Source organism: Aliiglaciecola lipolytica E3, assembly GCF_000314975.1.
Lineage (GTDB): Bacteria > Pseudomonadota > Gammaproteobacteria > Enterobacterales > Alteromonadaceae > Aliiglaciecola > Aliiglaciecola lipolytica.
The window spans coordinates 130,211-154,222 of sequence record NZ_BAEN01000015.1 but is presented as its reverse complement, the minus strand read 5'-3'; the positions used below and the strand labels follow the sequence as shown (position 1 = coordinate 154,222).

General features: G+C 40.1%; 20 protein-coding genes. 11 read left to right on the top strand and 9 right to left on the bottom strand.

Translation table 11 applies throughout. From position 1 onward, the window contains the following. The first annotated feature begins 85 nt into the window (after positions 1-85). Positions 86-676, top strand: coding sequence for a TetR/AcrR family transcriptional regulator (locus GLIP_RS02940; RefSeq protein ID WP_008843077.1), 591 nt, complete (start codon positions 86-88; stop codon positions 674-676). Here the strand turns inward: GLIP_RS02940 and GLIP_RS02935 are convergent. Then, complete coding sequence (locus GLIP_RS02935; protein ID WP_008843076.1) at positions 663-1,955, bottom strand: M24 family metallopeptidase; 1,293 nt, start codon at positions 1,953-1,955, stop codon at positions 663-665. The two genes, GLIP_RS02940 and GLIP_RS02935, sit on opposite strands and share 14 nt — an antisense overlap. 45 nt (positions 1,956-2,000) lie before the next feature. After that, a complete protein-coding gene (locus tag GLIP_RS02930; RefSeq protein ID WP_226992167.1) occupies positions 2,001-2,444 on the bottom strand; it encodes a cupin domain-containing protein in 444 nt (147 codons plus the stop codon). A gap of 692 nt (positions 2,445-3,136) precedes the next feature. On the opposite strand from GLIP_RS02930, the gene GLIP_RS02925 reads away from it, so the two are divergent. Beyond that, the gene (locus tag GLIP_RS02925) at positions 3,137-3,859 is read left to right on the top strand and encodes a PEP-CTERM sorting domain-containing protein (RefSeq protein ID WP_008843073.1); all 723 of its coding nucleotides are present in this window, start codon (positions 3,137-3,139) and stop codon (positions 3,857-3,859) included. 38 nt (positions 3,860-3,897) lie between these two features. Here the strand turns inward: GLIP_RS02925 and GLIP_RS02920 are convergent, their stop codons facing one another. Further along, the gene (locus tag GLIP_RS02920) at positions 3,898-4,839 is read right to left on the bottom strand and encodes an AraC family transcriptional regulator (RefSeq protein ID WP_008843072.1); all 942 of its coding nucleotides are present in this window, start codon (positions 4,837-4,839) and stop codon (positions 3,898-3,900) included. A 494-nt stretch (positions 4,840-5,333) separates the two neighbouring features. Between GLIP_RS02920 and GLIP_RS02910 the strand changes: the two genes are divergently transcribed. The 3 genes from GLIP_RS02910 (at position 5,334) to GLIP_RS02900 (ending at position 9,033) form a co-directional block, all read left to right on the top strand. Next, complete coding sequence (locus GLIP_RS02910) at positions 5,334-6,146, top strand: sterol desaturase family protein (protein ID WP_008843070.1); 813 nt, start codon at positions 5,334-5,336, stop codon at positions 6,144-6,146. A 131-nt stretch (positions 6,147-6,277) separates the two neighbouring features. Continuing rightward, positions 6,278-8,329 (top strand): GAF domain-containing hybrid sensor histidine kinase/response regulator, encoded by a 2,052-nt coding sequence (locus GLIP_RS02905; protein ID WP_008843069.1) that lies wholly within the window; start codon positions 6,278-6,280, stop codon positions 8,327-8,329. 149 nt (positions 8,330-8,478) lie between these two features. Next, positions 8,479-9,033 (top strand): DUF1439 domain-containing protein, encoded by a 555-nt coding sequence (locus tag GLIP_RS02900; RefSeq protein WP_008843068.1) that lies wholly within the window; start codon positions 8,479-8,481, stop codon positions 9,031-9,033. Here the strand turns inward: GLIP_RS02900 and GLIP_RS02895 are convergent. Next, entirely contained in the window at positions 9,016-9,735 is a 720-nt protein-coding gene (locus GLIP_RS02895; protein ID WP_008843067.1) for a hypothetical protein, read from the bottom strand. The genes GLIP_RS02900 and GLIP_RS02895 overlap by 18 nt on opposite strands. A gap of 234 nt (positions 9,736-9,969) precedes the next feature. Beyond that, positions 9,970-10,353 (bottom strand): hypothetical protein, encoded by a 384-nt coding sequence (locus GLIP_RS02890; protein ID WP_008843065.1) that lies wholly within the window; start codon positions 10,351-10,353, stop codon positions 9,970-9,972. A 114-nt stretch (positions 10,354-10,467) separates the two neighbouring features. On the opposite strand from GLIP_RS02890, the gene GLIP_RS02885 reads away from it, so the two are divergent. Further along, positions 10,468-11,007 (top strand): winged helix-turn-helix transcriptional regulator, encoded by a 540-nt coding sequence (locus GLIP_RS02885; protein ID WP_008843064.1) that lies wholly within the window; start codon positions 10,468-10,470, stop codon positions 11,005-11,007. Between the two features lie 290 nt (positions 11,008-11,297). On the opposite strand, the gene GLIP_RS02880 is transcribed toward GLIP_RS02885, so the two are convergent. Genes GLIP_RS02880 through GLIP_RS02870 form a run of 3 tightly spaced genes read right to left on the bottom strand, consistent with a single transcriptional unit; the run spans position 11,298 to position 13,721 of the window. Next, on the bottom strand, positions 11,298-11,909 hold the full coding sequence (locus tag GLIP_RS02880; RefSeq protein ID WP_008843063.1) for a response regulator transcription factor: 612 nt from the start codon (positions 11,907-11,909) through the stop codon (positions 11,298-11,300). Positions 11,910-11,949: 40 nt separating this feature from the next. Beyond that, entirely contained in the window at positions 11,950-13,080 is a 1,131-nt protein-coding gene (locus GLIP_RS02875; protein WP_008843062.1) for a sensor histidine kinase, read from the bottom strand. Between the two features lie 26 nt (positions 13,081-13,106). After that, positions 13,107-13,721 carry a DUF7010 family protein gene (locus GLIP_RS02870; RefSeq protein ID WP_008843061.1) on the bottom strand — a complete coding sequence of 205 codons (615 nt, stop codon included), beginning with the start codon at positions 13,719-13,721 and terminating at the stop codon, positions 13,107-13,109. Positions 13,722-14,025: 304 nt separating this feature from the next. On the opposite strand from GLIP_RS02870, the gene GLIP_RS02865 reads away from it, so the two are divergent. Together GLIP_RS02865 and GLIP_RS02860 are read left to right on the top strand one after the other, a co-directional pair. After that, on the top strand, positions 14,026-15,009 hold the full coding sequence (locus GLIP_RS02865) for a DNA topoisomerase IB (RefSeq protein ID WP_008843060.1): 984 nt from the start codon (positions 14,026-14,028) through the stop codon (positions 15,007-15,009). A 117-nt stretch (positions 15,010-15,126) separates the two neighbouring features. Then, a complete protein-coding gene (locus GLIP_RS02860; protein ID WP_008843059.1) occupies positions 15,127-16,077 on the top strand; it encodes a transposase in 951 nt (316 codons plus the stop codon). A gap of 583 nt (positions 16,078-16,660) precedes the next feature. Here GLIP_RS02860 and GLIP_RS02855 read toward each other — a convergent pair. After that, positions 16,661-17,257: a hypothetical protein gene (locus tag GLIP_RS02855; RefSeq protein WP_008843058.1), complete on the bottom strand. Its 597-nt coding sequence runs from the start codon at positions 17,255-17,257 to the stop codon at positions 16,661-16,663. A gap of 644 nt (positions 17,258-17,901) precedes the next feature. On the opposite strand from GLIP_RS02855, the gene GLIP_RS02850 reads away from it, so the two are divergent. The 3 genes from GLIP_RS02850 (at position 17,902) to GLIP_RS02840 (ending at position 23,911) form a co-directional block, all read left to right on the top strand. Further along, complete coding sequence (locus tag GLIP_RS02850) at positions 17,902-22,479, top strand: chemotaxis protein CheB (protein WP_008843057.1); 4,578 nt, start codon at positions 17,902-17,904, stop codon at positions 22,477-22,479. Between the two features lie 313 nt (positions 22,480-22,792). Next, the gene (locus GLIP_RS02845) at positions 22,793-23,209 is read left to right on the top strand and encodes an MAPEG family protein (protein ID WP_008843056.1); all 417 of its coding nucleotides are present in this window, start codon (positions 22,793-22,795) and stop codon (positions 23,207-23,209) included. Between the two features lie 54 nt (positions 23,210-23,263). Continuing rightward, the gene (locus GLIP_RS02840; RefSeq protein ID WP_008843055.1) at positions 23,264-23,911 is read left to right on the top strand and encodes an SDR family oxidoreductase; all 648 of its coding nucleotides are present in this window, start codon (positions 23,264-23,266) and stop codon (positions 23,909-23,911) included. The last annotated feature ends 101 nt before the right edge of the window (positions 23,912-24,012 follow it).

The window sequence follows — 24,012 nt, the reverse complement described above, 5'->3', positions numbered from 1 at the left end:
AACAAGAAACTCGTTAATTGAAATAGTAGACAGATGTCATAGCATATGTCAAGCTTGCATAAAAAGTGACAGGGATATTTTAGAAATGACAATCTCATTGCAAGAAAGAAAAATGGAATTTACGCACAATCTGTTACTTGAAGCTGCTTGCCAATTAACTGAAGAGTTAGACGTAAATGACATCAGTTTTAAAAAAGTGGCTGAACGAGCCAATGTATCGGAGCGCACTATGTTTCGTTACTTTGCCACACGAGATGTTTTCCTAGATGCCTTGACGCAATTATTGCATCAGCAATTAAATTTGCCCGCGGTACCTAAGTCAGTCGCAGAGATGCCAGCTTATATCGAAGAGCTATACAGCAAATTGGACGCGCAGCCTCGTAAAGTTTCGACTTTACTTCAAAGCGAATTATTACATCGGGTTATATCCTCTACAGCTAAAGATAGATTGCGCGATCTCACCTTATTGCTCAGCAACACGTTTCCTGGCGCACCAAAACAAGAGGTATTAAAAACCGCTGCAAATATACGCTATAGCCTAAGTGCTTCAAGTTGGAGATACTACCGTCAATATTTCGAATTTGACTTAAAAACCAGCATTGACTGCGTACAAATGCTGGTTGATCAAGCCATTCAGCATCTAATCAAAATAAACTCTGATGCTACTGAGATTTAATTAGAATCAATTCTTGTTGTGGTGGAATGAGATACTCAGCTCCATCTTCAGTTATCTCCACCATTTCTTCGACAGATATCGTTTTCGGTTGCCCATTATCTAACAGCCAACTGTAAAACCCGTCAAACGCAAACGTCATACCGGTTGCCAAAACTTTCTGCGCGGCGGGACGAACACTCGTCGCACGAGAACCGCCAAGATTCGGGCCGGTATCATGAGCAACATAGCCAACCGGGTGCCCGGTACTCCACATCAATGGAATTGATCCAGTATCTTCCATAATTTTACGCTGAGCAGCATCAACATCTACCCCCTTAACCCCAGGCTTCATGGCTAAGAAAGCCGCTTTTTGCCCTTGTTTGGCATTTTCCCAATAACCTTGAATGTCCTCTGGAGCTTTGGTTTCACCTGGCTTTAACACATAGGCAAATCGTTGAATATCTGTTACCCAGCGATCGTAAACACGGATCCCAAAGTCAGTCTGAATCACATCCCCTGGTTGAATAATTTTTTCCATAGGATGAGAATGACCGCGATCTGTTCCAGAATTTACATTGGGGTTTTGTGCTGCGGCCCAGCCATCTGTCACTCCCGCCTCACGCATTTTCGCCTTTAAAAATCGAGCAACATCAGCATCGGTTGTGACCCCCGGTGTCACTTGTTGATACGCTTCAATTTGCCATTGTGCAGTTAATTTCGCCGCTTGACGCATGATCTCAATTTCTTCTGGTAGCTTGATCGAAAGCCATTGATAAATCACCTCTTCGGCCGAAGTGAGTTTTTTACTGTATTCATCACCAAGCGCACTGCTTAACTGTTGATACTGGGTAAAGCTAATACCGTCAGCCTGTGCATTCTTAGTAGACATATTGATTGCTATCGATTTGAAGTCTTTATTTTTTAAATAATCAGCTGCAATTTGAATTGCAGAAGCACTGCGCTCAACGGGTACGACTTCATTTAACAGATCAACATCCTTAAAGGCTGTAGCCTCACCCACTGGAGAGAACGCCATTGAATGAAATTGCCCCTCATGGTTATAAAATAAAAATGCGGCTGTTTGCCCTGCATTTTCGCAACCTACATGATCTGCCAAGGGATCGTTATTGTTTTCACGACAGATAACTAGCCACGCATCGACATTTGCTTCTTTTAATGCAGAGGGCAATAAAGTAGCGATACGTTTTTTACGGATCTCAGGCCATGGAGATGGATCTGAGAATTGTGCAGATGCAAACAAGGGGGTAAACAATAACCAAAAAATGCCAAAATATTTCACGTCTAACTGCTTCCTTTTAGTGGGATAGATTCGTTGTTTTTAATGTTACTTAGATTGCGGTTCAGGTACGCCTTTACTTTGCCATTTCATAACAACAAAAACTAGCGGCTGATCACCGGTATTTTTAATCCCATGAGAATCCCAAGGCGCGGCATACAGAATATCACCGGTTTTAGCATCAGACTCTTTTCCTTCAATCGTCCACACTCCAGAACCTTGGGTCAACATAAGATACTCTTCTTCAAAATGTTCATGCGCCGGATGGATTTCTTTACCGGGCTGAATAATAGCCATGCCTGTCAGCGCGTTTTTAGTACCGTAGGTGTCAGCGGTAAAATATTCATAGAATACCCAGCCATCACCTTCGGTTATTTTAGCTTGTTGCTGAGTCATCACAGAAGTTGATAAAGAGTCTTGTGAAAAAGCGAATGGACATATTAATAAAAATAACAGATAACACAAAGAATAGAGTTTTTGAGATTTCATCATTGAGACCTTTCAAATGAGACTAGATTAACCTAAGTAATTGTCGGCAATTACAGTATTTACTAATAGTAATCTACATTAATACAGAACTCGGGAAAGATTAAAAGCATTAAAAGACCAGAATATTTTACCTCCATTTGACCTTAACACTGAAAAAATAGCTAAATGCACGGCACCACCTTGTTAAACGTTGCCTATTTAATATACCTATTGAAAAATTAAACTAACGCCAATGTAAAAATGTGTGATTTATTCTATGAGGATTGGACGCAAATCAAATGAAAAACAAATTATCGATACTCTTAATCGAAGACAATTTCCACTTAGTTATCTCTCAACAGCTTGCTGCATGTTTCAAACAAAAAAAACAATTGCAGATTTACATATAATTAACATACCCAGTTCTCCTGATCACAAATTCATAATTACATAAACTCATCAAACGATTAAAAAATAACCCTTTAAGCTAGCAAAATCATAAGGTTAAATAATATACCGATACGAATAACATTAAACTCACCCACCCTCAAAATGTTCAATAAATACACAATTTACTGTCAAAAGTTTTAACAAAATAACAACCACACGCACCCAAATAGTTGATATTTATATACAAACAAACATGGTACAAAATATGCTAAAACCTAGATGCAAACATACAAATTTGCGAAAAATCTAAATAAAAAGGAAGTACTATGAATTTTAATAAACTCATAAAAATAGCAGTTTTAGGTTCGGCGTTTGTAACAGCGTCAAGTTATGCAACTTTAGTCACAAAGACGTTTGACAATGGCGACTCTTTAGCCGACTTTAGCGTAGACCGCGCAGCTCCGGCAGGATTCCAAATCGTAAACAATGAACTCGTTATGAGTATTGATGGCGCAACTTTGGGCAATGGTCCAGGCGGAAGCGCTTTTTACGACACACACGGAATGAAATTAGATACAACAGGATCTAATTTTGTTTCTATAGATATGTTCGTCGATTCAAACTGGACTAACAGCGAACGATTCGGTGGATTCTGGGGTGTTGGGCGAAATGATGCCAACGCCATCTCGAGCTACCCAATTGTTGAATTCCAAGGCGCTGACGTGACTGATCCTGAGGCTGGATTAGCCATCTGGGACAACGCCTGGGTTGACTTAGTATCACTGTTCAATGTGGACGCGTTCAACACAATCGCATTTAAAGCCGCGAACAACGGTGTGCAATATTTCATTAACGACACTATGGTCTATTCTGAAAACACATCAGGAACGACTTCGTTCGGAGAAGTGATACTAAACGCGAAGAATGACGGTAACTCGTTTGACGTACGTTACGACAACCTAACTTATGGTGTTGTTTCAGAGCCAGCAGCGATTGCCTTACTTGGCTTTGGTATGATGGTTATGGGTATGCGTCGCCGAAAAGCATAATTATATGTGAGTTATACAGTAAAAGCCGTTTAGATTTTCTAAACGGCTTTTTTCTGCTTAGAATTAACATATTCACTAGGCGAGATACCAAACCAACGATGCACGGCTTTGTTCATCGACGCTTGTTCACTGTAACCGAGCAAATCACTTAACATTTGTTTGCGCATTGTGGGAGCAAACTGCTCAAATCGTCGTTTTCGTTCGTTATCAACTAATTGACTAAACGTCTTTTCTTTTGCCTTCAAGCGTCGCTGTAAAGTTCGCGTCGATAAGTTAAGCACGTCGGCTAACATCGACAAAGTGAGATAATGTAAATCAGCACTATGCAACACCATTTGTAACTCACTTAGCCAACTATGCTCACTCGTAAAACGTTGCTTTGCTTCTTGAGCCGCTAAAAGTAAGTGACTATTTACCAACTCATTTCGCGATAATATTGGCGTGGACAATATGCTCAAATCGAACACAATACAATTATCGTCACTTAGCCCTTTCACCTGACATCCGTACCAACGTTCAAGATCGTGTAACTCCGAAACAGAAAAGTCATCTTGTAAATATACGCTGCTAGGCGAGATAGGTTTGCCAGTAATACGGCGAACAGTTGACAGCCAAGCTGTCATATTGCGCAATACGGCATGTCGATTATGAAAGTAAGGCTGCCACACTAATGTGCCGACATTAGCTTTAGGGATAAATTGAATTTGTCCAATATCGGCTACGGTTTTATCAAATTGCATTAATGCGTCTAAAGCTGATTGTAATGTTCCGCAGGATTCGACTAAATAGCCCAGCAGCCCATACTCTGCACTGGTAATATTTTTTCCAACATTAAATCCCCATAAACTATCTTGAGTTTGTTTTGCAGCAGTGTTTAATCCTGTTAGGTAAACCTCCATGGGCACACGCTGATGATATAACCACTTTGTAGGAAGATAAGCTTCAACTACCTGGCAATACTCTCTGCTAACATCAAACATGCTGGCGCCTCAGGACAAATAAATGACATCTATAGCCAAGTATGCCTAGTTAAAACGGGTTAAGCTAGTACCAGTTTTTACACTTTTAATGTGCGCCATGGTTCTACTCGATATCAAGATCCAACTTCCCAAGCAGTCCCTATTCAAAATGCATTGGTTGACAGACTGCGCTCTGTTGAGTGAGATTTTTGCAACAAAAATAGTTAAACAGGAGCAAAATGGTCAGTGTCAGCGCCGCTTGGTTCATATGCGCGGACACGAATTCATTGAGGAAATAATTCAGTTAAGTGAAACTAAACTTGTCTATCAAATTATAGGAGAAGGACCGGTTAAAAATCATAGAGGTCAAATTGAATACATAACTTACAAAGGAGGTCATTATTTACAATATCAAATTCATGGCCAAAGCAATACCTGGGTCCCAACATGGTTATTGCGAATTGTGATGTACTACGACTTTACACTTGCATCAAAACGCTTAAGGGCTTATCTCAGTGAATGCTGAATATATCCTGTTAGTCTTAAGCCCACTATTTCTAGTTGCTATTGGAATAGAATTGACTAAGCGTAAGGAAAGTTACTCAGTCAAAGAGTTTTGCTTAAACGTATGTTTGGCATTGTCGCACCAAGCAACCGATATACTTGCCATGTTAGCGCTATTACCCTTTTTTTACTGGCTGCACACAAAGTTTGCGATATTTAATATTGAGCTCACCGCATTTTCGGTGCTAATCGCATTTATCTTACAAGATTTTTTATACTACTGGTTTCATCGCGCCAGCCACCAATGTAATTGGTTGTGGGCGGCGCATATTGTTCACCACAGTTCTACCAATATGAATTTCTCTACTGCCATGCGTCAAAGCTTATTTTATCCAATAGTTGGTATGTGGGTGTTTTGGTTACCCTTAATTATTTTGGGATACACTCCCGAATTGGTCTTTACAATCGTTGCATTAAATTTAGCTTTTCAGTTTTTTGTACATACAGAAATAGGTCCTGAGTTTAAACTACTTGGGAAAATCTTTAACACCCCTACTCACCACTGCCTTCATCATGCAAGTAATCCGCAATATGTTGATAAAAATTATGCAGGCGTGTTGATAATTTGGGACAAAATGTTTGGCACCTTTGTGCAATCCAATGGTGAGATTCCGCGTTACGGCGTGGCAGAACGTTCTTACAAAGTATCATTTTTTGATGTCGTATTTACGCCTTGGCGTATACTTTTTAGGAAAGTTATGCTTCAACGAAATACGACAAAAGCATTTAAACAATTATTCGGAAAGCCAAATAAATTACACTAACTTTAAACTTTTTAGCGTAACTTATAACGATGTCCCCCTGTTCTGCGATATAGTCCATTGAGTAAACGTTGACTAACTTATTTATATTATTAACGCTGATGATGAACTCACTAAAAGAAAGGAAATAAGTTGTGGTGCAAAATTTAAAACGATTGTATCAAATCACCTCAAATAACAATTTATCCTTCTACCAAAAGCTGACCTCTCTGTTGCAATTAGGCGTTGAACACTACAACCTTGAGCTCGGTATAATTAGTCATATAATCAACGAAAACTACACGATTTATCACGCCATCTCTCCAGATAACTCACTTTTAGCTGGTACGTCTTTTGATGTATCTGGTACTTATTGTTTACATACTCTGGCAACTAACCAAGCACTATCATTTCATCATGCGGGTAAAAGTGAAATTGCTCAGCATCCTTGCTACTTAAACTTTGGTCTCGAAAGCTATATTGGTGCTCCTTTGATCGTAGAGGGAAAACGTTTTGGCACTATAAATTTTTCAGCCAGCGCCCCTCGTAAACAACCTTTTAGTAATGAGGAACATGATTTTATTGAATTATTGGCTCATTGGGTTGGTAATGAAATCGCCCTCCATGAAAAGCTCCAATTGCTCCAAGAACAACAAAAGAAGATGGCTCGTCAGCAGGATATTTTAGAACAGATGGGACAAGTTGCAGGCGTTGGAGCATGGGAACTTGATTTAATTAGCGGAAAACTCTATTGGTCTGCCGTAACCAAAGAAATTCATGAAGTAGATGAGGATTTTGAACCGAACTTAGAGTCAGGGTTGAAATTTTATAAGGAAGGGGAAAATCAGGCACGTATAAGTTCTTTAGTAGAAAACGTAATTGAAAAAGGTGGCCACTTTTCCGGTGAATTCGAGATTATTACTCAAAAAGGAAATGCCAAATGGGCGGCGGTCAAAGGAAAGGCTGAAATGGAAAATGGAAAGTGCGTTAGATTAGTGGGTGCTTTCCAAGATATAACCGAGCAGTATTCTTATCGTTCGCAATTAGAAGATAGACACAATGAACTATCGCTAGCACTTGAAGCGCGCAGTTTATTTCTAGCGAATATGAGTCACGAAATTCGCACGCCGATAAACGGTGTGTTAGGTATGCTACAAATTTTAGAAGGCTCAAAGTTAGACTCAGAACAAAAACGTTTCTTAGGCTTAGCCAAAGATAGCGCAAAATCATTACTAGGCATCATCAATGACATATTGGATTTCACCAAAATTGATTCTGATAAGTTATCTCTGGAAAATGTACCTGTAAATCTTGAAGAGATTCTTAACAATTGTATAGATATTTTCGAACACCGAGCCAACGAAAAAGAAATTAAGTTAATAAAACAGTTCGACTCAATTAAAAATGTCACTGTTGTGACTGATCCCACGCGTTTGCGCCAAATTTGCTCAAACTTACTCTCCAATGCGATTAAATTTACTCTTCAAGGACAAGTAACAGTAACTGCTGAAATAACAATATCGAACAACAAAAATGAGCTAACTCTTACTTTTAAAGACACTGGTGTAGGGATAACTGAGGATCAACAAGCTCAATTGTTTTCTCCTTTTGTTCAAGCGGACGAATCCACCACCCGTAAATTTGGCGGCACTGGACTTGGGCTGTCAATTACTCGCAAATTGTGTCAATTGATGGGTGGAGATGTAAATGTTGACAGCACGCCAAATCAAGGCAGTACGTTTACCGTTAATATAGCCGTTGAAGTTCTTGATGATGAACAAAAAGACAAAGAGAGCCTGTCCCCTGCGAACAATAATACTGACTTTAGCCACCTAAAGATATTGATTGTAGAAGATAACGAAATTAATCAAGTAGTTATCGCTGAAATGTTGAAACAACAGCAAATTACGTATGAGATAGTAAACGATGGGGTTGAAGCTCTGGCTATCTTAAAGCACGAAGCAAAATACGCGCGATTCTTTTCACTCATATTGATGGATTGCCAAATGCCGAATATGGACGGTTATCAAGCTTCTCTTCACATTCGGCAACTACCCGCCCCTATTTCAACGATTCCAATCATTGCATTAACCGCAAATGCAATGGCCGAAGAACGGGGCAAATGTTTCGCCAGCGGTATGAACGAGTATCTGTCTAAACCGGTCGATCAAAAGCAATTAATTTCAATGATCGAAAAGTTTGTTTAATCCATACTAAAAAATGAATACTTTTGCGCTGATGGTTACAGGTGCGGTTTTAACTTAAAAACGGGCTTTCCTCACTGCAGTAAAGTGAGTAACCACTTTCAATTTAAAGTCCATATTCTGCTACAGAAGCATTTTTAAAAAGGTTTAATATGAAAATTTTATTTATATTGTCGATACTTTTATTAGCGGGTTGCGCCAGCACGCAAGGTCTGTCGGTATTTTCCTTTAGCAACGCAGAAATGCAATCGTTACTGACTCAACAATTGCCTCAAATGAGCCAAAAAGTCAGCGTGATGGGTTTACCTGTGCAGCTCAACGTTAATGATTTGAACGTAGATATTGGTCCTGACAATCGAGATGTTATCTCTTTAGGGGTGGATTCTGGCGCAGAAATCAATGCCTTTTCGTTTAAATATCCTGTGCGTTTATTGCTGCAAATAGAAGGAAGTCCTGTATACGATAGTGAGAAAAAAGCAGTCTTTTTACGCAACTTGAACTTACTCGATTCCAGTATTGAAGCCGGTGGATATAAAGGAAATCTCAACGTACTAAATCGTGAAGTTATGGATCTGATTAACGCTTTTCTTGCCGTAAATCCGGTGTATGAATTAGACATGAATAATCCCCAAATTGCACTAATGAGTAAGTTTCCATTAGATATGCAAGTAGTGGAAGGGGCTATACGCTTAGTGCCGAGATTCTGATTTATAGTAAATCGGGACCTTGTTATTTTCAATCGCTTGAATGTAATACCGCGTTGGCCAATCATGGGGAGAATAGCCGGCATCTTTTTCAGTTTGCAGGGAAGTTACATCAAGGGTTTGCGAATGGGGCAATATTTGATTGCTACCTGGCACAGTATCACGCGTGTCGATATAGGTATCGCTAAAATCACCACACTTGCCGAAATTATCAATGCCATATTCCCAAAATATGCCAGAAAAAACGCTAACGGGATCGAGATACGTTGTTTGTACTTGCACCTGGTGATTTACTGATTTAGCTCCTTCGCAGATTCCAAACACGACAAAGGCACCACAACTATGGCCGATGGCATGAATTGCCTTAACGCTTGATTGCTTAGCCAGACGTTTACCAATTTCAATGCCTATTTTTTTACCGGCAACCGAGCATAAAAAGACATTGTTGGAGAAATTTCGCCAATCGATGCTGTGGTTTTGCTGCACAATATCGCTTAATTGGGGAGGCGGAGATGTCGCCATTGTGTTTTGTAATTCATCACTCCACTTTTCTGGTGAGCCTTTTACGCCATGGGCTGAAAGCGTTATATATTCAAGATCTGGTTGAAGCGGGAATTGAGTGACAGACGAAAAGTCGCGTGGCCAATAGACGTAAATAGCAAAACCTAACGTAGTTAACACAAAAGGAATGCCCGGAATAATCACTAACCACCACCAGATAAACCGGATAATAGTTTGTTTTTTATTTTAATCATGGGCTTAACTATATATTCAATTTTAATGTAAGTGTGAAGATTTCCGGTATTTTTAGCAAGTTGATAGTGATATTTGATGATGTGGTTGTTCGATGGCGGCAATCACTAAACCGTCTAGCAATTGTCACCACCGTTAAACTACAAATTATTTTAATAACATTTACTCCATTTTGAATGTCCGAGATTAGTTATTTAATTCCATTTGACTCACTGCAAGTAATCCATTTTCGTCATTGGGTGAAACTTCTACTGCCGTAAGTGACAGGTGATGTTTCTGATCAACGCTGCACATTACCTTGGCTAAATGCTCTTTATCCAGCCATACAATCATCCTGACATGTGCTTGAAGGCCGTCATGCCAATTTAAACGACTACTACCCTGTTGCCATTCCACTCTTTTACGAACGGAAACTATGGCATCTGCACCGTATGTATCGGTGGCCGATTGCGTACACATTTGCAATGCCTGTTGTTTCAATTCTGACTGACTCATTTTGTCCCCAGCTACCGTAGTCGTAGCCATTAGTGAAAATACTACGGCTATACCGAGTTTACTTAACCTGTTCATAATGCCTCCTAAAAATAATTAAGTTCCATAATGGAACTATAATAATATATGGTTGTAAAATGGAACCTGTCAAGTAAAATATGCAGATAGTTTTGAAAATTAGGTGACGAAATTATGCGTTGGGAAGATGTCAACACGCAGACCTGCTCTATTGCTAAAGCCACTTCTGTGTTTGGAGATCGGTGGACGTTATTAATTGTGCGTCAGATTTTTCTAGGCTTGAGGCGATTTTCCGATATCCAAAAATCCCTTGGGATCACCAAACACCGTCTAACCGATAGACTTAACCGGCTGATTGAAGAAGATTTGGTGTTCAAGCATCTGTATGACGAAAAATACAACCGCTTTGAATATCGTCTGACTGAAAAAGGATTAGATCTTTATCCGGTACTCATCACCCTCACCCAATGGGGAGATAAATGGATGTGTGATTCCGATGGAGTTCCAGTGGAATATGTGCATACCGAATGTGGTGAAGTCGCCCATCCTAGATTGAGCTGCTCGTGTTGCGGAAAACCGCTAGATTTAAGCAATTTAACTTTAAAAGCAGGGCCTGGTGTGCTCGCAAAATGTTGTCGCGGAGTGATGAGTGACGAAGACCAAATGCTCTACGGCAGAATCATGGACGCGGAAGCTAAAGCTGATAAACAATAATCTGGGTATTGATGTTTAAAACTAAGCTTCACAAAGTCAGGACTTGGACAGGCATGAAGTCTAGTCGAAGTTGGACGGACTGTTTTTTTGGACAGGCATGTTTTTTTGGACAGGCATAGAAATCTAGCTTGGGGTGAGGCTGGGTTAGTCTAGTTTTGGACAGGCATGAAGTGGAGTTCTATACAGGCATTAAAATCTAATTTCGGTTTTAGACAGTCATAGTTTCGATTCGCAAAAATATATCGTTAATCCAATCGAATTTTGAATGTACTGATTGATGTTTATTGGGGCTACAACCAACCTTTTTGACTGGCTATACGTGCAGCGTCAACACGATTGGTTGCATTCATCTTGGAAATGGCTTCAGATAAATAGTTGCGCACTGTGCCCTTAGCAATAAATAGCTTTTCAGCTATTTCAGCAGTCGATAGACCTTGTGCACCTAACTTCAATGCTTTTCGTTCTTTGTCATTAAGCGGGTCTTTATCGCCTAATGCCATCATCGCCAGCTCAGTATCAATTACTCGCTCCCCCTTTATGACTTTGCGCAAACTAGCAATCAAATAATCACTTGGAGCCTCTTTAAGTACTATGCCGTTAACACCCGCCTCTATGGCTCTGCGCATATACCCAGCTTTAGCAAAAGTCGTCATAATCACAACCTTAATGCTTGGCTGCTGTTGTTGCAGAATTTCGGCTAGTTCTATGCCTGTCATGTTCGGCATTTCAATATCGGTTAAAACCAAATCGGGCATATCAACAGAATCATTAATAAAGCTCAGTGCTTTTGCACCATCACCGCAGGAAGCAACAACATTTAAATCAGATTCAAAACCAATTAGTGCCGTTAGCGCATCTCGCACCAAAGTTTGGTCTTCGGCTATCACTAAATTTATACTCATGAAACATCCTTTGTGGTGTATTTGAATAACTCAGAAACTCTTAGGCAAATGGGATCGCAGCACTAACTTCGATGTGCATTCCGTCACTTTGCTTAATGCGCAATGTACCATTAATCATATCAAGGCGTTCTTGCATGCCAGTAATGCCGTTTCCAGCTTTGTATGTGTCGGTGTTGCTGCCAGCGCCATTATCGCCAATTCGCATCGTCATTAAATTGTTGTCTATAAACGCTTCTATGTATGCCTTGGTTGCTTGACTATGCCGTAAAATATTGGTGACCGCCTCTTTTGCGATAAAGGCCATTTGCAACTCAATGCTAACCGGCAGCTCTGTGTTAGTTAGTTTGTTGGTTGTAAGTGATACGTCAATGTTGGCATTTTCAAGCAACTTGGCAAGGGTTTGTAACTCGTTTTTCAATGAGAGCTTTTTCATCCCTGAAACCGCCTTTCTCACATCGGACAATACGTCTCGTGACACAGCGCTTAATTCTGCCAATTGTGTTTTAGCCTCGTCAATGCGATTGTGTTGCAGAAGCTTTTCGGCCAATTCAGCCTTTAACGCTATAGTGGATAATGTATGTCCAACCAAATCATGTAAATCTCGGCCTATGCGTTCTCGCTCAGCAATAGCGCTTACCTGAGCGAGTTCTGCCGCTGCATGCTGTTTATGCATATCAATATAGGCTTCTTTTCTTTCTAACAAACCAAATGCAAATAAAGCTAAGCAACTAAAGGTGGAAGGAATTAAATAACGAAAGTCAAAGGAATCAAAGTGCATCACAGAGAGTACCATTGCGCCCAAAACCACGGTAATACTGACAATTCGAGCCCAAGCATTGGCATGATAGCCAATTAAAAAAGTAGCAAATCCGAATAAAAATAAACCACCAAAATTGAGTAAGGTGCCACCAATACAAGCTAGCAATAAGCCCGTTATCGGTAACACAACCCCTTTCCCATTGCTGAAAACTGACCAAAGATAAAACGCCACAAAAATTACGTATAAAGCAAATGAGGCGAATAAATGTTGAGTGTTTGGGATAGGCTCGTTAACAAATAAAGGAATAAAATAGAAAAAAGAAAAAAACAATGAAATGAAAGACCATTTCCTACGCTCGCCACGTCCTAAGGCAGGCAAGCTTATGTTGGAGTTTGAAGAGGCTGTGGCCATATTGATTCCTTGTGATTGTACTGCAATCACTTAGCAGGGCTTGCTGTTAACATTTCATCTTTTAACGCTACATTTCTTGCGTTCTTGATACCATTAATTTTGGCGTAACGTTTTTCTTGAGCAATTATGCTAATAATATATATCACTACAATTACGGCTGGTACAGTGACAAACGTGTGTTCAGGAGAGACAAAGTAGCAAATCGTCACAGCCAGAGTTCTAGCAATAGAGTGAAAATAACCTATCCAATGTTGAATTGCCCAAGACAGTGGCATCCACATTAATCCTCCAAGAATTCCCACTGACATAGGAATAGAAGTAGATTCTTTCATTGCAAAAGGCATAACGATAGAAAAAACCAACAATGCCATAACGACACCTGCCATAAACAGATTGTCGAATTCATTCTTCTCTTTTTTGCGATTAAAAAAGTCTTCGCCAGTTAATTTAGCGAAGCAAATTCCTAAATAGAATATCGCACCACTGCCTAGCCAAATTGACCATATTTTTGTTTCCATGGAATTGGCGAAAAAGCCAATAAAGCCGATGACTGTCCAAACAATCATGCCTGCTAACGGCATAGCAAGAAAACGGCGATGACGGAACTGTTCGCGCTGCTGATCTAAAGTAAATTTACTCATTGTAATCTCAATAGTTGTGTTGAAGTTGAGATTATTATTGCGCCACCAGCTATTAAAAATAAGGCACAAATGTCACTAATGAAGAATGACAATTGTCATAAGATGAAGTTGAAAATACTTAAGCTACAATTAACAGCTATGTATGCCTGTCATAAAAATTAGGCGTAATCAGCAAAGCTGTTGCTAGTTGCATAGTGTGGAGAATACCAACCCTGATCCTTGTTGAAGCTGATCAATATCAAGTGCAGAAGCGTATCAACTTGGATAATTTAAGAAAGCATGTATTTATACAAAGGAAGTGGAGATGGAACGCTTTATTGTCCGCAAACCCTTCGGAGATACCTTTACCTATCAGTATCCCACTGGGAAAACTGTTAAGAATAAAGGTCTTAAGCGATGGGTACTTAGCTTAGCAATACCGCCTGCATGGCAGGACGTACAAATTAATCTTGACCGTAGCGCCAAAGTGCTCGCTTTTGGTCGAGATGCACAACATCGAAAACAATATATTTATAATCCAAAATGGACAGCGCAAGCGAGCGAGCAAAAATTTGAACGGATTTTGCGGTTTGCGAAAGAGCTTTCAACCATGCGGAGGGTTACCGGACAACATATTACTCGACGTCCCATCGATGAAAAGGCGGTTCTGGCCTGTATGACTCGCATGTTAGATGACGCGTTTTTTAGACCCGGCAACCCCACTTATACTCGAGATAACAAAACATACGGCTTGACGACATTACGGGTAAAGCACATGAACATTGAAAATAGCCATGTGGAATTTGATTATATGGGCAAGAGTCATCAACCTCAGCACAGAGAAATCAATGATAAACACGTACGCAAGGTTTTGATGCAATTGGAAAAAATGACGGGTTACGAATTGTTCGACATTACTTTGCCTGATGGACAGCGTAAGAAAATAAACGCTCAGGATTTAAATCAATACATTGCCGAAGTAATGGGTGAAGACTTTAGTGCAAAAGACTTTCGAACCTGGGCTGGAACGGTGCTTATGGCAATTGCCCTTGAGGAAATTGGCCCAGCAAAAGATCAAAAACTTAATAAAAGTAATGTTTTAGCGGCGGTTAAAAAAGTGGCAAATGAACTAGGAAATACGCCAGCTGTGTGTCGTTCAAATTATATCCATCCTAACGTTATATTGCATTACGAAAGCGGCCGCACACTTGCTTATTTCCGTAAACAACTCAAACGCACGCGAGCTAAATATTTTAGCCCAGATGAAAAAGCCACTTTGAAGCTGCTCGAGTATTTAGTCGCGAATTAATGTTACGAAATTTATGTCTTAGACAGGCATAAACTAGACCTTGAGACAGTCATAAACTAGACCTTCACCCATCGGCTTTCAACTATGCTAAAGGTAAGGTTTTTAAAAGGAATCGCCATGCCTATTGCAAGGAAGCTTCAAATTTCTCTAAGTGACACTCCCTATTATCATTGTGTATCTCGTTGTGTACGAAGAGCATATTTATGTGGCGAAGACAAAGTAACAGGTAAAAACTTTGAACATCGGCGTCAATGGGTTGAAGACAGGTTACTGTTTTTATCCACTGTATTTGCAATTGAAGTATGTGCCTATGCAATCATGAGTAATCATTCCCATGTTGTACTACATGTTAATACCGATAAAATCAAAAACTGGACAGATAAACAGGTCTGTTTGAGATGGCATAAGCTCCACAAAGGCACATTGTTAACGCAAAAATTTGTAAACTCTGATGAGTTGTCACTCACAGCTGCAGAGTTGAATACTCTACGCGCAACCTTATCAATCTATCGACAACGATTAATGGACATAAGTTGGTTTATGCGAGAACTCAACGAACCGATTGCCCGAAAAGCGAATCGAGAAGACCACTGCACAGGTCATTTTTGGGAAGGACGATTTAAGTCTCAGGCACTATTGGATGAGCATGCCATCGCAGCATGCATGGTTTATGTGGATTTGAACCCCATTCGCGCTAATATAGCTAGCTCGCCTGAAACATCAGAGCACACAAGCGTGAAACGCCGCATTCTGGATTTTAAAAAAGGTAAGCAGCCCCCAACGTTGATGCCATTGATAGGTAATCCGACGCAACCTCAACCACCAGGTTTAACATTCGATCTAATTGATTACCTGTCACTAGTCGATATTTCTGGTCGCAGTCTACAGCCTAACAAACGCGGCTCAATCAATTTTGACGAGTCTCCTATTTTGATGCGTTTAGGAATAAATGAAAGCTCTTGGCAAACCCTTTTTTCAAACTTTGAGTCGTCGTTTAGCGTCGCAGCAGGACAAACTAACAGCATTAAACAATATCGACAACGATACCGCCAAATCTCAGCTAATTAACATAGAAAAACGCAATTTAAGCTCCAAACACTACCGCAATAAAATGTAGCCCCATGTTTTGACATTTTCATATGGTTAATTCTATTTTTTTAACCAAAAATCCGAACATATAAAAAACGGTAATATTTTTCTTCACCTTTATTTTAAGAATTGCGATTAGTCGAGTGTGATTATTTTGCTTGATACTTATGCCTGTCTATCTAAATCATTCACCTTTATTTTAATAATTGCGATTAAACGAGTGTGATTATTTTGCTTGATACTTATGCCTGTCTATGTAAATCATGTCTACTTGATACTTATGCCTGTCTATCTAAATCATTCACCTTTATTTTAATAATTGCGATTAAACGAGTGTGATTATTTTGCTTGATACTTATGCCTGTCTATGTAAATCGGTCTGTCTATGTAAATCGGTCTAAGTAAATCATGCCTGTCTAATTTAATTCATCTAATTTAATTCAGTAGCTACTTTCTTCATTGTTAACGTGTAAACAAGGATTGAATTCACTCAGAAAACTGTCTCGTATCGCGGACATAATTATGCAGCCGGCCTTTCAATCTCTCCAATTATCCAACGGTATTATTTGGTAAAAACAATCAAGCATGACATGTGAGGATATTCCTGAAAAAGCCAAGGACTCCCCGGAGAAAACGTACTCTCAGCCAGTGAGAACACATCAGCAGACAGCTTTGGCATAAAATACATCTGATGGGGAGGAAACGAAATCAACTCGTCAGTATCCTCGAGGTAAGCCTGATTATTTTTAGACATCATGTACACCAAAGCCCCAACTTTTGCCGTGGGCAACTCATCCTTCTCAAACTTTTTGGCTATTTCACCCATCACTTGCTTTGTGCTGGCTCCGTCGTAAAGACGAGCAGTGTGATATTCTAATGTTGGTAACACTGTTTCCATTGCAGGTTTATTCAAACATGCAGGTTCAAACCGTCCATTTGGGTTACGCACAACTAAGCAGGTAAAATCATTACTGCCCTTTTTTATTGTCTGAAACTTTCCGTCACGGAAAATAACGAATGTCGCCGAATCAGTAATGTGATTTGGCGCTGCTTCACTGGCATAAGTAACTTCTTGCTTTTCTTGGTCTGTCATAGCATCCGCCTCAGCAGCTACTAAAACGAGGCCAAGAACCGATAACATTTGAAGCACTTTTTTCATTTTACCATCCCTTGTATATTCGATTTATTTTATTGATGTATTCAAATGCGGGAACCCAGCCCTTCCAACCTGTAAACCCTAAATTTCCACAGATCAATTTCAATAATATAGACAACGTTTAGTACAAAATTAAAATAGGTTTGTATATCTATCATTCAATTCAAATCTATTGGCATGCAAAGAGTTTAAGCAAGTTGGGCGCAAACTTATTCCAGAGGCTAAAAAACTATAGACCACAATCCGGCTCTTCACCAAGGATTGATTTAACTTTAAAACTATGTCTGTCTAAACTGTAAAAAGGGGTCGGTGTGAATAAAATATTTAATTCACTCCGACCCCTTTTTATTTTAAATTTACGATGTTATTTAATTTGAACAGAGGTTTAATAGTCCCCCAACGGCAGCGCAAACCTTGCCCGCTGAGTACTTTGGTAAAGTTTTAGTCTGCTATTCGCCAGACTATAAAGCTGAACCATGACGTAAATTTACCTTAGCCGTTGACAGCCCACCTAGTGGTTACTAAAATCGAATGGCTTCAACGGGTTATGCGGTGTTTTTACACTTGTGTGGTTCTAAAATTCAGACACAGTTTATTTAGCCGTACTGAAAATTGTTATTTCTTCGACTAAACGGAGCCAAACGTCTGTGAGTAAAATAAGCCATCCATTGTTAGTTGTCGGAATCGGCGCTTCTGCCGGCGGATTAGATGCATTAAAGCAGTTTTTTAAAACGGTTCCCAAAGACGTCCCTCTTGCTTTTATCGTCGTTCAACACCTCGATCCTAATCATAAAAGTATGATGGTTGACATATTAGAGAGACATGCCGACTTTTCGTTTTCTCAAGCACAAAACAACCAAATTATCCACGCGGGACACGCTTATTTAATTCCGCCAAATTCGAATATCGAGGTTGTTGGCCACCGTATTCGAATCGTAAAACCACAACATCAGCTAGGCAGTCGCTTAGCGATAGATCATCTTTTTCGCTCAATGGCCCAACAATACAAGTCTAAAGCGGTAGGTATTGTACTGTCTGGGTCTGGTAGCGATGGCACCACGGGACTGAGGGCTTTAAAAGCCGGTGGAGGCCTAGCTATAGTGCAGACGCCTGAGACAGCTGAATACCCAAGCATGCCAAACAGTGCAATTGATGCGGGTGTGGTCGACCAAGTATTAAATATAGAGGATATGATTCAACTACTCCAAGAATATGCCAATCATCCTTATCATGAATTGGACCCCAAAGATCCCTTAGATGAGAGTGATAAAACCTTACAAATTGTCTCGTCGCTGTTAAAAGCGCATGAAAATTTTGTGTTAGATCAGTACAAGGAAACAACGGTACATCGCCGTCTATATCGACGAATGAGTCTCACCGACAAACAAGACGAAGCGTCCTATATCGAGCTTTTGCGTAATAGCCAGACAGAACGCAAAATGCTCATGCGTGACTTATTGATCAATGTCACTGATTTTTTCCGCGACAAAGAAGCGTTTGCGATTCTAGAAAGCGACGTGGTGAGTAAAATAGTATCGGAGGTAGAAGAAGGGAGTGATATTCGCGTCTGGGTGGCAGGCTGTTCAACAGGTGAAGAAGCCTACACTGTAGCAATTCTTTTCAAAGAAGAAATTGAAAAATCTGGAAAAGATTTAGCCATTAAAATCTTCGCCACTGACGTCGATGATGGAGTTGTAGCCAAAGCTCGACTCGGCGTTTTTTCTGTCAGTATCGCCTCAGAATTACCGGAAGAATACCTCAAAAAGTACTTTCACCCGAAAGAAGATGGTTACTTCGTAGTAAACAGTGAATTACGTGATTGCATATCCTTTGCTACACAAAATGTGTATACCGATCCTCCGTTCTCCAAGTTGCACTTAGTATGCTGTCGTAACCTGCTTATTTACCTGCGTTCTTCGGTACAGCAAAAAGTATTAAGCTCGTTTTACTTCGCTTTGCTGCCTAATGGCTATCTGTTTTTAGGAAGCTCAGAAACTATTGGGGATCATAAAAAACAGTTTACCCCTGTGTCGCATAAGTGGCGGATTTTTTCTCGCATTGAACGACAAGGGCAAACTCTTAGGTCAACCCAAACACCGAGCTTTTTCAATCGAACAATAAAAACAACTGTAGGCAGAAACACACAAGCAGCTACAAACAATCAACTTGGAAAAAGCCAATTAGCTTTACTTAGCGCGTTGAAGCCATCCGTTCTGCTAGATGAAAATCATCGAGTAAACTATATCCATGGCGAGGTAAATGAATTTCTACAACTGCCTCAAGGACAGGCTGAGTTCAATTTTTTCGCCATGTTAGACGCCGATATGTGTACGCGACTGCGCAGCGGGATATTTAAAGCCAAAAAATCTAATCAGCAAGTGATCGTCAATCAATCCAATTATTCTGACTCGGTAAATCAAGACAAGACCTTCAACAGAGCAACTATCACCCCGATTATAGATGATAGTGCATTACAAGGTTCAGTCGTCGTTACGTTTGAAAAGGTAACGTTAAGTGATGATGAAAAAAACGGATACCAACTTGGACATGACGATGGTGAAGACCAATACAAAATGTTCGATGCCATGGAGCAAGAACTTAAAGATACCAGAGAAGAGTTGCAGAATACGCTTGAAGAGTTAGAAACAAGCACCGAAGAACTCAAAGCATCCCATGAGGAAGCGTTGAGTACCAACGAAGAATTGCAATCTTCCAATGAGGAATTAGAAGCTAGTACAGAAGAACTTCGTTCACTTAACGAAGAATTGACGACAGTAAACGCGCAATTAAAAGACAAGATCGAGCAGCTATCATCTACACATAACGATATCAATAACTTCCTTGCAAGCACTAATCTAGCCACTGTATTTTTGACCAATGAATTAAAAGTTAAGCGCTTCACGCCTGCTGCAGAAAGATTACTTAAACTTGGCTCTTCAGACATTAACAGGCCTTTGGAAGAAATATCTCAACAATTTGTTGACCAAAATACACTCAATGATGCAATTCAAGTGCTAGACAGCCTTGAGTCATCGGAAAGAGAAATTAGAGTGGGTAATCGATGGTATTTGCAACGTATTTTACCCTATCAAACGGAAGACCGACGTGTTGAAGGCGTCGTACTGACATTTAACGACATAAACAGCTTAAAAGTAGCGGTCGCTGGATTACAGACAAGCGGTCAACAACACGCGATTATCTCAAAGCTTGGTATTGAAGCACTCAGTACCGACAATATCGATAACTTAACCGACCGTCTAGTACGCGAAGTCGCCCATACTCTAAATGCTGATTTCGCCAAAGTGTTAAAGTATTTACCAAATGAAAACAGTTTATTGTTAAAAGCAGGAGTTGGCTGGGATGCAGGCCTAGTTGGTAATACCAGAGTTCAAACTGGCAATTGCTCGCAAGCAGGGTTTGCGTTAACCAGCACTGAACCAGTAATTGTCGACGACTTGGCAACTGAGCGGCGTTTTACAGGACCTAACTTATTGACCGAACATAAAGTCGTCAGTGGTATTAGTTGCGTGATTGAAAACGGCGAATATCCTTATGGTGTGCTCAGTATACACACCAAAACTAAACAACACTTTACTAAAGATGATGCGAATTTTTTACGTTCAGCCGCCAACATTCTTTCGATTGCCATTCAACGTACGTCAATTGAACAGAAGTTACGAGACAATGAAAATCGGTTGCGCATAGCCAAAGATTCAAACCGTCTGGGCTCGTTTGAATTTATGATGCAAACGGGTGCTGTTGATTGGGATGACTTATTGCTCGAAATCTGGGGCTTAGACAGACATGAAATAAATTTCGAGACCTTTGCTGAGCAGATTCATGAAGATGACATCGCACAGGTCAATCATGCAATTGAGCTCGCCGGGCGTCCAGACGGCAATGGACATTATCAAGTAACATATCGAGTCATTAATAAGAAAACGGCAAAAGTGACATGGATTGAAGCCACTGGCCAAGTGACCTTTGTAGATAACAAGGCTCACAAGATGATAGGCATGGTTATTGATATAACTGAACGCAAGAATCTAGAAAGTTCGTTAAGAAGGGCTGTCACTGAACTACAAAATGCAAACGAAAAGAAAAATGAATTTTTAGCTACTTTAGGGCATGAAATTAGAAATCCACTTGCAGCAATCAGCAGTGGATTGCTAATTATCGATCAAGATACGAGTCATCTGCCTAAGGCAGTCAAGATGATAGAGTCAAATGTTAGCGTAATATCTTCCTTGCTCGATGACCTGTTAGATTTGACCCGAATTGAAGAGGGAAAAATACAACTGAATAAACAGGTAATAGATGTTAACCAGCTACTGCAAGAAATATATGACAGCTTTTTACTTAAGTTTGAGCAAAAGCAGCAGCACCACACTTTATTGTTACCCAAAGAAACTATTGTGGCTCGGATAGACAAAATCCGTATGCAGCAGGCCATAGTCAACGTCATTAATAACGCATTCAAATTTACCCCAGATTTAGGGCAAATCAAAATTGAACTTATGCGCCTCAATGATGAGTGCATTATTAATATTAGAGACAATGGAATGGGAATTGAAACGGCCATGCGCGATAAGATCTTCGAGCCATTTGAACAGATAAATCATAACTTATACACCGACAATGCAGGATTGGGGATTGGATTGTCATTGGTGAAACAGTTTATGACATTGCATGGCGGTTCGGTGCATGTAGAGAGTAATGGACTTGGTGCTGGTAGTAATTTCATTCTGAGGTTTCCAATTGCCGATGTCTCACTCGCTGAAAAAGCTGAACAGAAGAAAGACTTTCATCGCTCAAAAGTAGCCTCGAAAGTTGAGCTGTATAAAAATTTAAAAGTATTGGTAGTAGACGACAATGAAGATGCCGCCTACGGACTTTCAATGATTTTGGAGCTTAAAGGCTGTGAGGTTGTTGCATGCATCGATGGAAAATCAGCGATATCGACTTATAACAGCTTCAAACCTAATGTCCTTATTTTGGATATTGGTCTACCCGACATGACCGGCTACAATCTATTGGCCGCACTAAAATCACAGAAGCTACACAGTAACCTACTAAGTATTGCACTGACTGGTTTTGGCCACAAAGATGCGCAAGCTAGGTCGATAGAGGCCGGATTCGATCATCATATGACTAAACCGGCTAAAATGGACGATTTGCTAAATATAATTACCTCGTATGCTGAACATTTAACAACCTTGCTATAAAGCATGTAGGTTTCTCCTAAAAGCCAAACTACAACGACTGGCTGTGCGCCGGTCAGGCTTAATTTTAGATCGACTAAATGAGGATCATTTACCAAGTTAGTTAACTATGCAGCGATCATGTTTAACTCTGGCAGTTATAAAGAACCTGTTGCAGAGTCGACTACTTAACCTTTTCGGTAATTCTTATCGTCAACACAGTATAAATTACACACCCCAACCTATTAAAATAAAATAACCAATATAATTCAAATAGTTATCTAGGGCACATATATTGCTTTCTTATGTTTTAACATGACAACAAGGAAACAATGAAATGATTGCGCTTGCACATTCAGTATATTTTGCATTTTATCTTTATCTAATAATGGTGTTGATACAGTGGCTAGTGGCAACATTTACTAAGGCTAATCAGCCTGCAGCAGTGCCGGGAAAATTAAACGAAGATTTATCCCATGATAGTTTTGTTTTTAGAGCTCACCGCACATTTCATAACACGTTAGAAAACAGCGTATTATTTGTTGGAAGCGTTTTACTCGCCTTTTCTCTTAATTATCAAAGCTCTCTGTTTGCCATTGCTGTATGGATTTATGTGCTTGCGCGGTTGATACATATGGCACTTTATTATGCTATCGCGACGGAAAAAAATCCCAGTCCTCGAACCTATTTTTTCTTGATTGGACTACTCACCAACGTATTCATATTGGTGCTAATAGGGATCAGATTAATTTAAGCAAACGCTGCAAAGAGTCAGAAACTTATACTCAACGTTACATAAGGAGAACAAATGAAAAACACATTAATTATTGGCGCCAGTGGGCAAATCGGCAAAAAACTAACCCAATCGATGGTCGACAATCAGCAAAACGTTGTTGCCTTTGTCCGCGACAAAAGCAAAATATCAGATATTAAAGCAGAGCAGCTTGCTATCGTAGAAGGCGATCTGAAAGAAGACTTTAGCCACGCGTTTAGTCAAAGTGCAAGCGAACAGTGCGATACCGTTGTGTTTGTAGCCGGATCAGGCGGCAGTACCGGAGCCGATCTAACCTTGCTGATCGATTTATGGGCTGCTTGTCGGGCCGTAGATTACGCTAAGGCCAATAATGTTAAGCATTTTGTTATGGTAAGTTCAATTGGAGCAGATAAACCAGAACAAGGACCAGAAGAGATGCAACCCTATTTGGTTGCTAAACATATGGCCGACGAACATCTAATAAATAGTGGACTGCTTTACTCTATTATTCGACCTGGCTCGTTAACCGATTCTGACCCTAGCTCAAAATTCACTTCTGAGCGGCCAGCGCAAAAAGACCAAGCAACGATTTCCCGAGGTGACGTTGCCAAAGCATTGTTGTATTGCGTTAATCACCCACCAACAGACAAAACTATTGTCGAACTATTTAATGGTGAAAAACCAATCGAAGAGGTTTTATAACCATTAGGAAGAGGTTGATTAAGCAATCCAAAGCAACCGAGTGAGTTCAACTGGTCGTCGCAACACATTGTTTAAAGCACTCATAGCTTCCCAGAGAAAAT

Excerpts from the sequence above, each read along its gene's own strand:
- GLIP_RS02845 (WP_008843056.1), top strand. The coding sequence starts at position 22,793 with ATGATTGCGCTTGCACATTCAGTATATTTTGCATTTTATCTTTATCTA.
- GLIP_RS02855 (WP_008843058.1), bottom strand. The coding sequence starts at position 17,257 with ATGAAAAAAGTGCTTCAAATGTTATCGGTTCTTGGCCTCGTTTTAGTA.
- GLIP_RS02885 (WP_008843064.1), top strand. The coding sequence starts at position 10,468 with ATGCGTTGGGAAGATGTCAACACGCAGACCTGCTCTATTGCTAAAGCC.
- GLIP_RS02840 (WP_008843055.1), top strand. The coding sequence starts at position 23,264 with ATGAAAAACACATTAATTATTGGCGCCAGTGGGCAAATCGGCAAAAAA.
- GLIP_RS02875 (WP_008843062.1), bottom strand. The coding sequence starts at position 13,080 with ATGGCCACAGCCTCTTCAAACTCCAACATAAGCTTGCCTGCCTTAGGA.
- GLIP_RS02865 (WP_008843060.1), top strand. The coding sequence starts at position 14,026 with ATGGAACGCTTTATTGTCCGCAAACCCTTCGGAGATACCTTTACCTAT.
- GLIP_RS02860 (WP_008843059.1), top strand. The coding sequence starts at position 15,127 with ATGCCTATTGCAAGGAAGCTTCAAATTTCTCTAAGTGACACTCCCTAT.
- GLIP_RS02940 (WP_008843077.1), top strand. The coding sequence starts at position 86 with ATGACAATCTCATTGCAAGAAAGAAAAATGGAATTTACGCACAATCTG.
- GLIP_RS02900 (WP_008843068.1), top strand. The coding sequence starts at position 8,479 with ATGAAAATTTTATTTATATTGTCGATACTTTTATTAGCGGGTTGCGCC.
- GLIP_RS02880 (WP_008843063.1), bottom strand. The coding sequence starts at position 11,909 with ATGAGTATAAATTTAGTGATAGCCGAAGACCAAACTTTGGTGCGAGAT.
- GLIP_RS02870 (WP_008843061.1), bottom strand. The coding sequence starts at position 13,721 with ATGAGTAAATTTACTTTAGATCAGCAGCGCGAACAGTTCCGTCATCGC.
- GLIP_RS02925 (WP_008843073.1), top strand. The coding sequence starts at position 3,137 with ATGAATTTTAATAAACTCATAAAAATAGCAGTTTTAGGTTCGGCGTTT.
- GLIP_RS02920 (WP_008843072.1), bottom strand. The coding sequence starts at position 4,839 with ATGTTTGATGTTAGCAGAGAGTATTGCCAGGTAGTTGAAGCTTATCTT.
- GLIP_RS02930 (WP_226992167.1), bottom strand. The coding sequence starts at position 2,444 with ATGATGAAATCTCAAAAACTCTATTCTTTGTGTTATCTGTTATTTTTA.
- GLIP_RS02890 (WP_008843065.1), bottom strand. The coding sequence starts at position 10,353 with ATGAACAGGTTAAGTAAACTCGGTATAGCCGTAGTATTTTCACTAATG.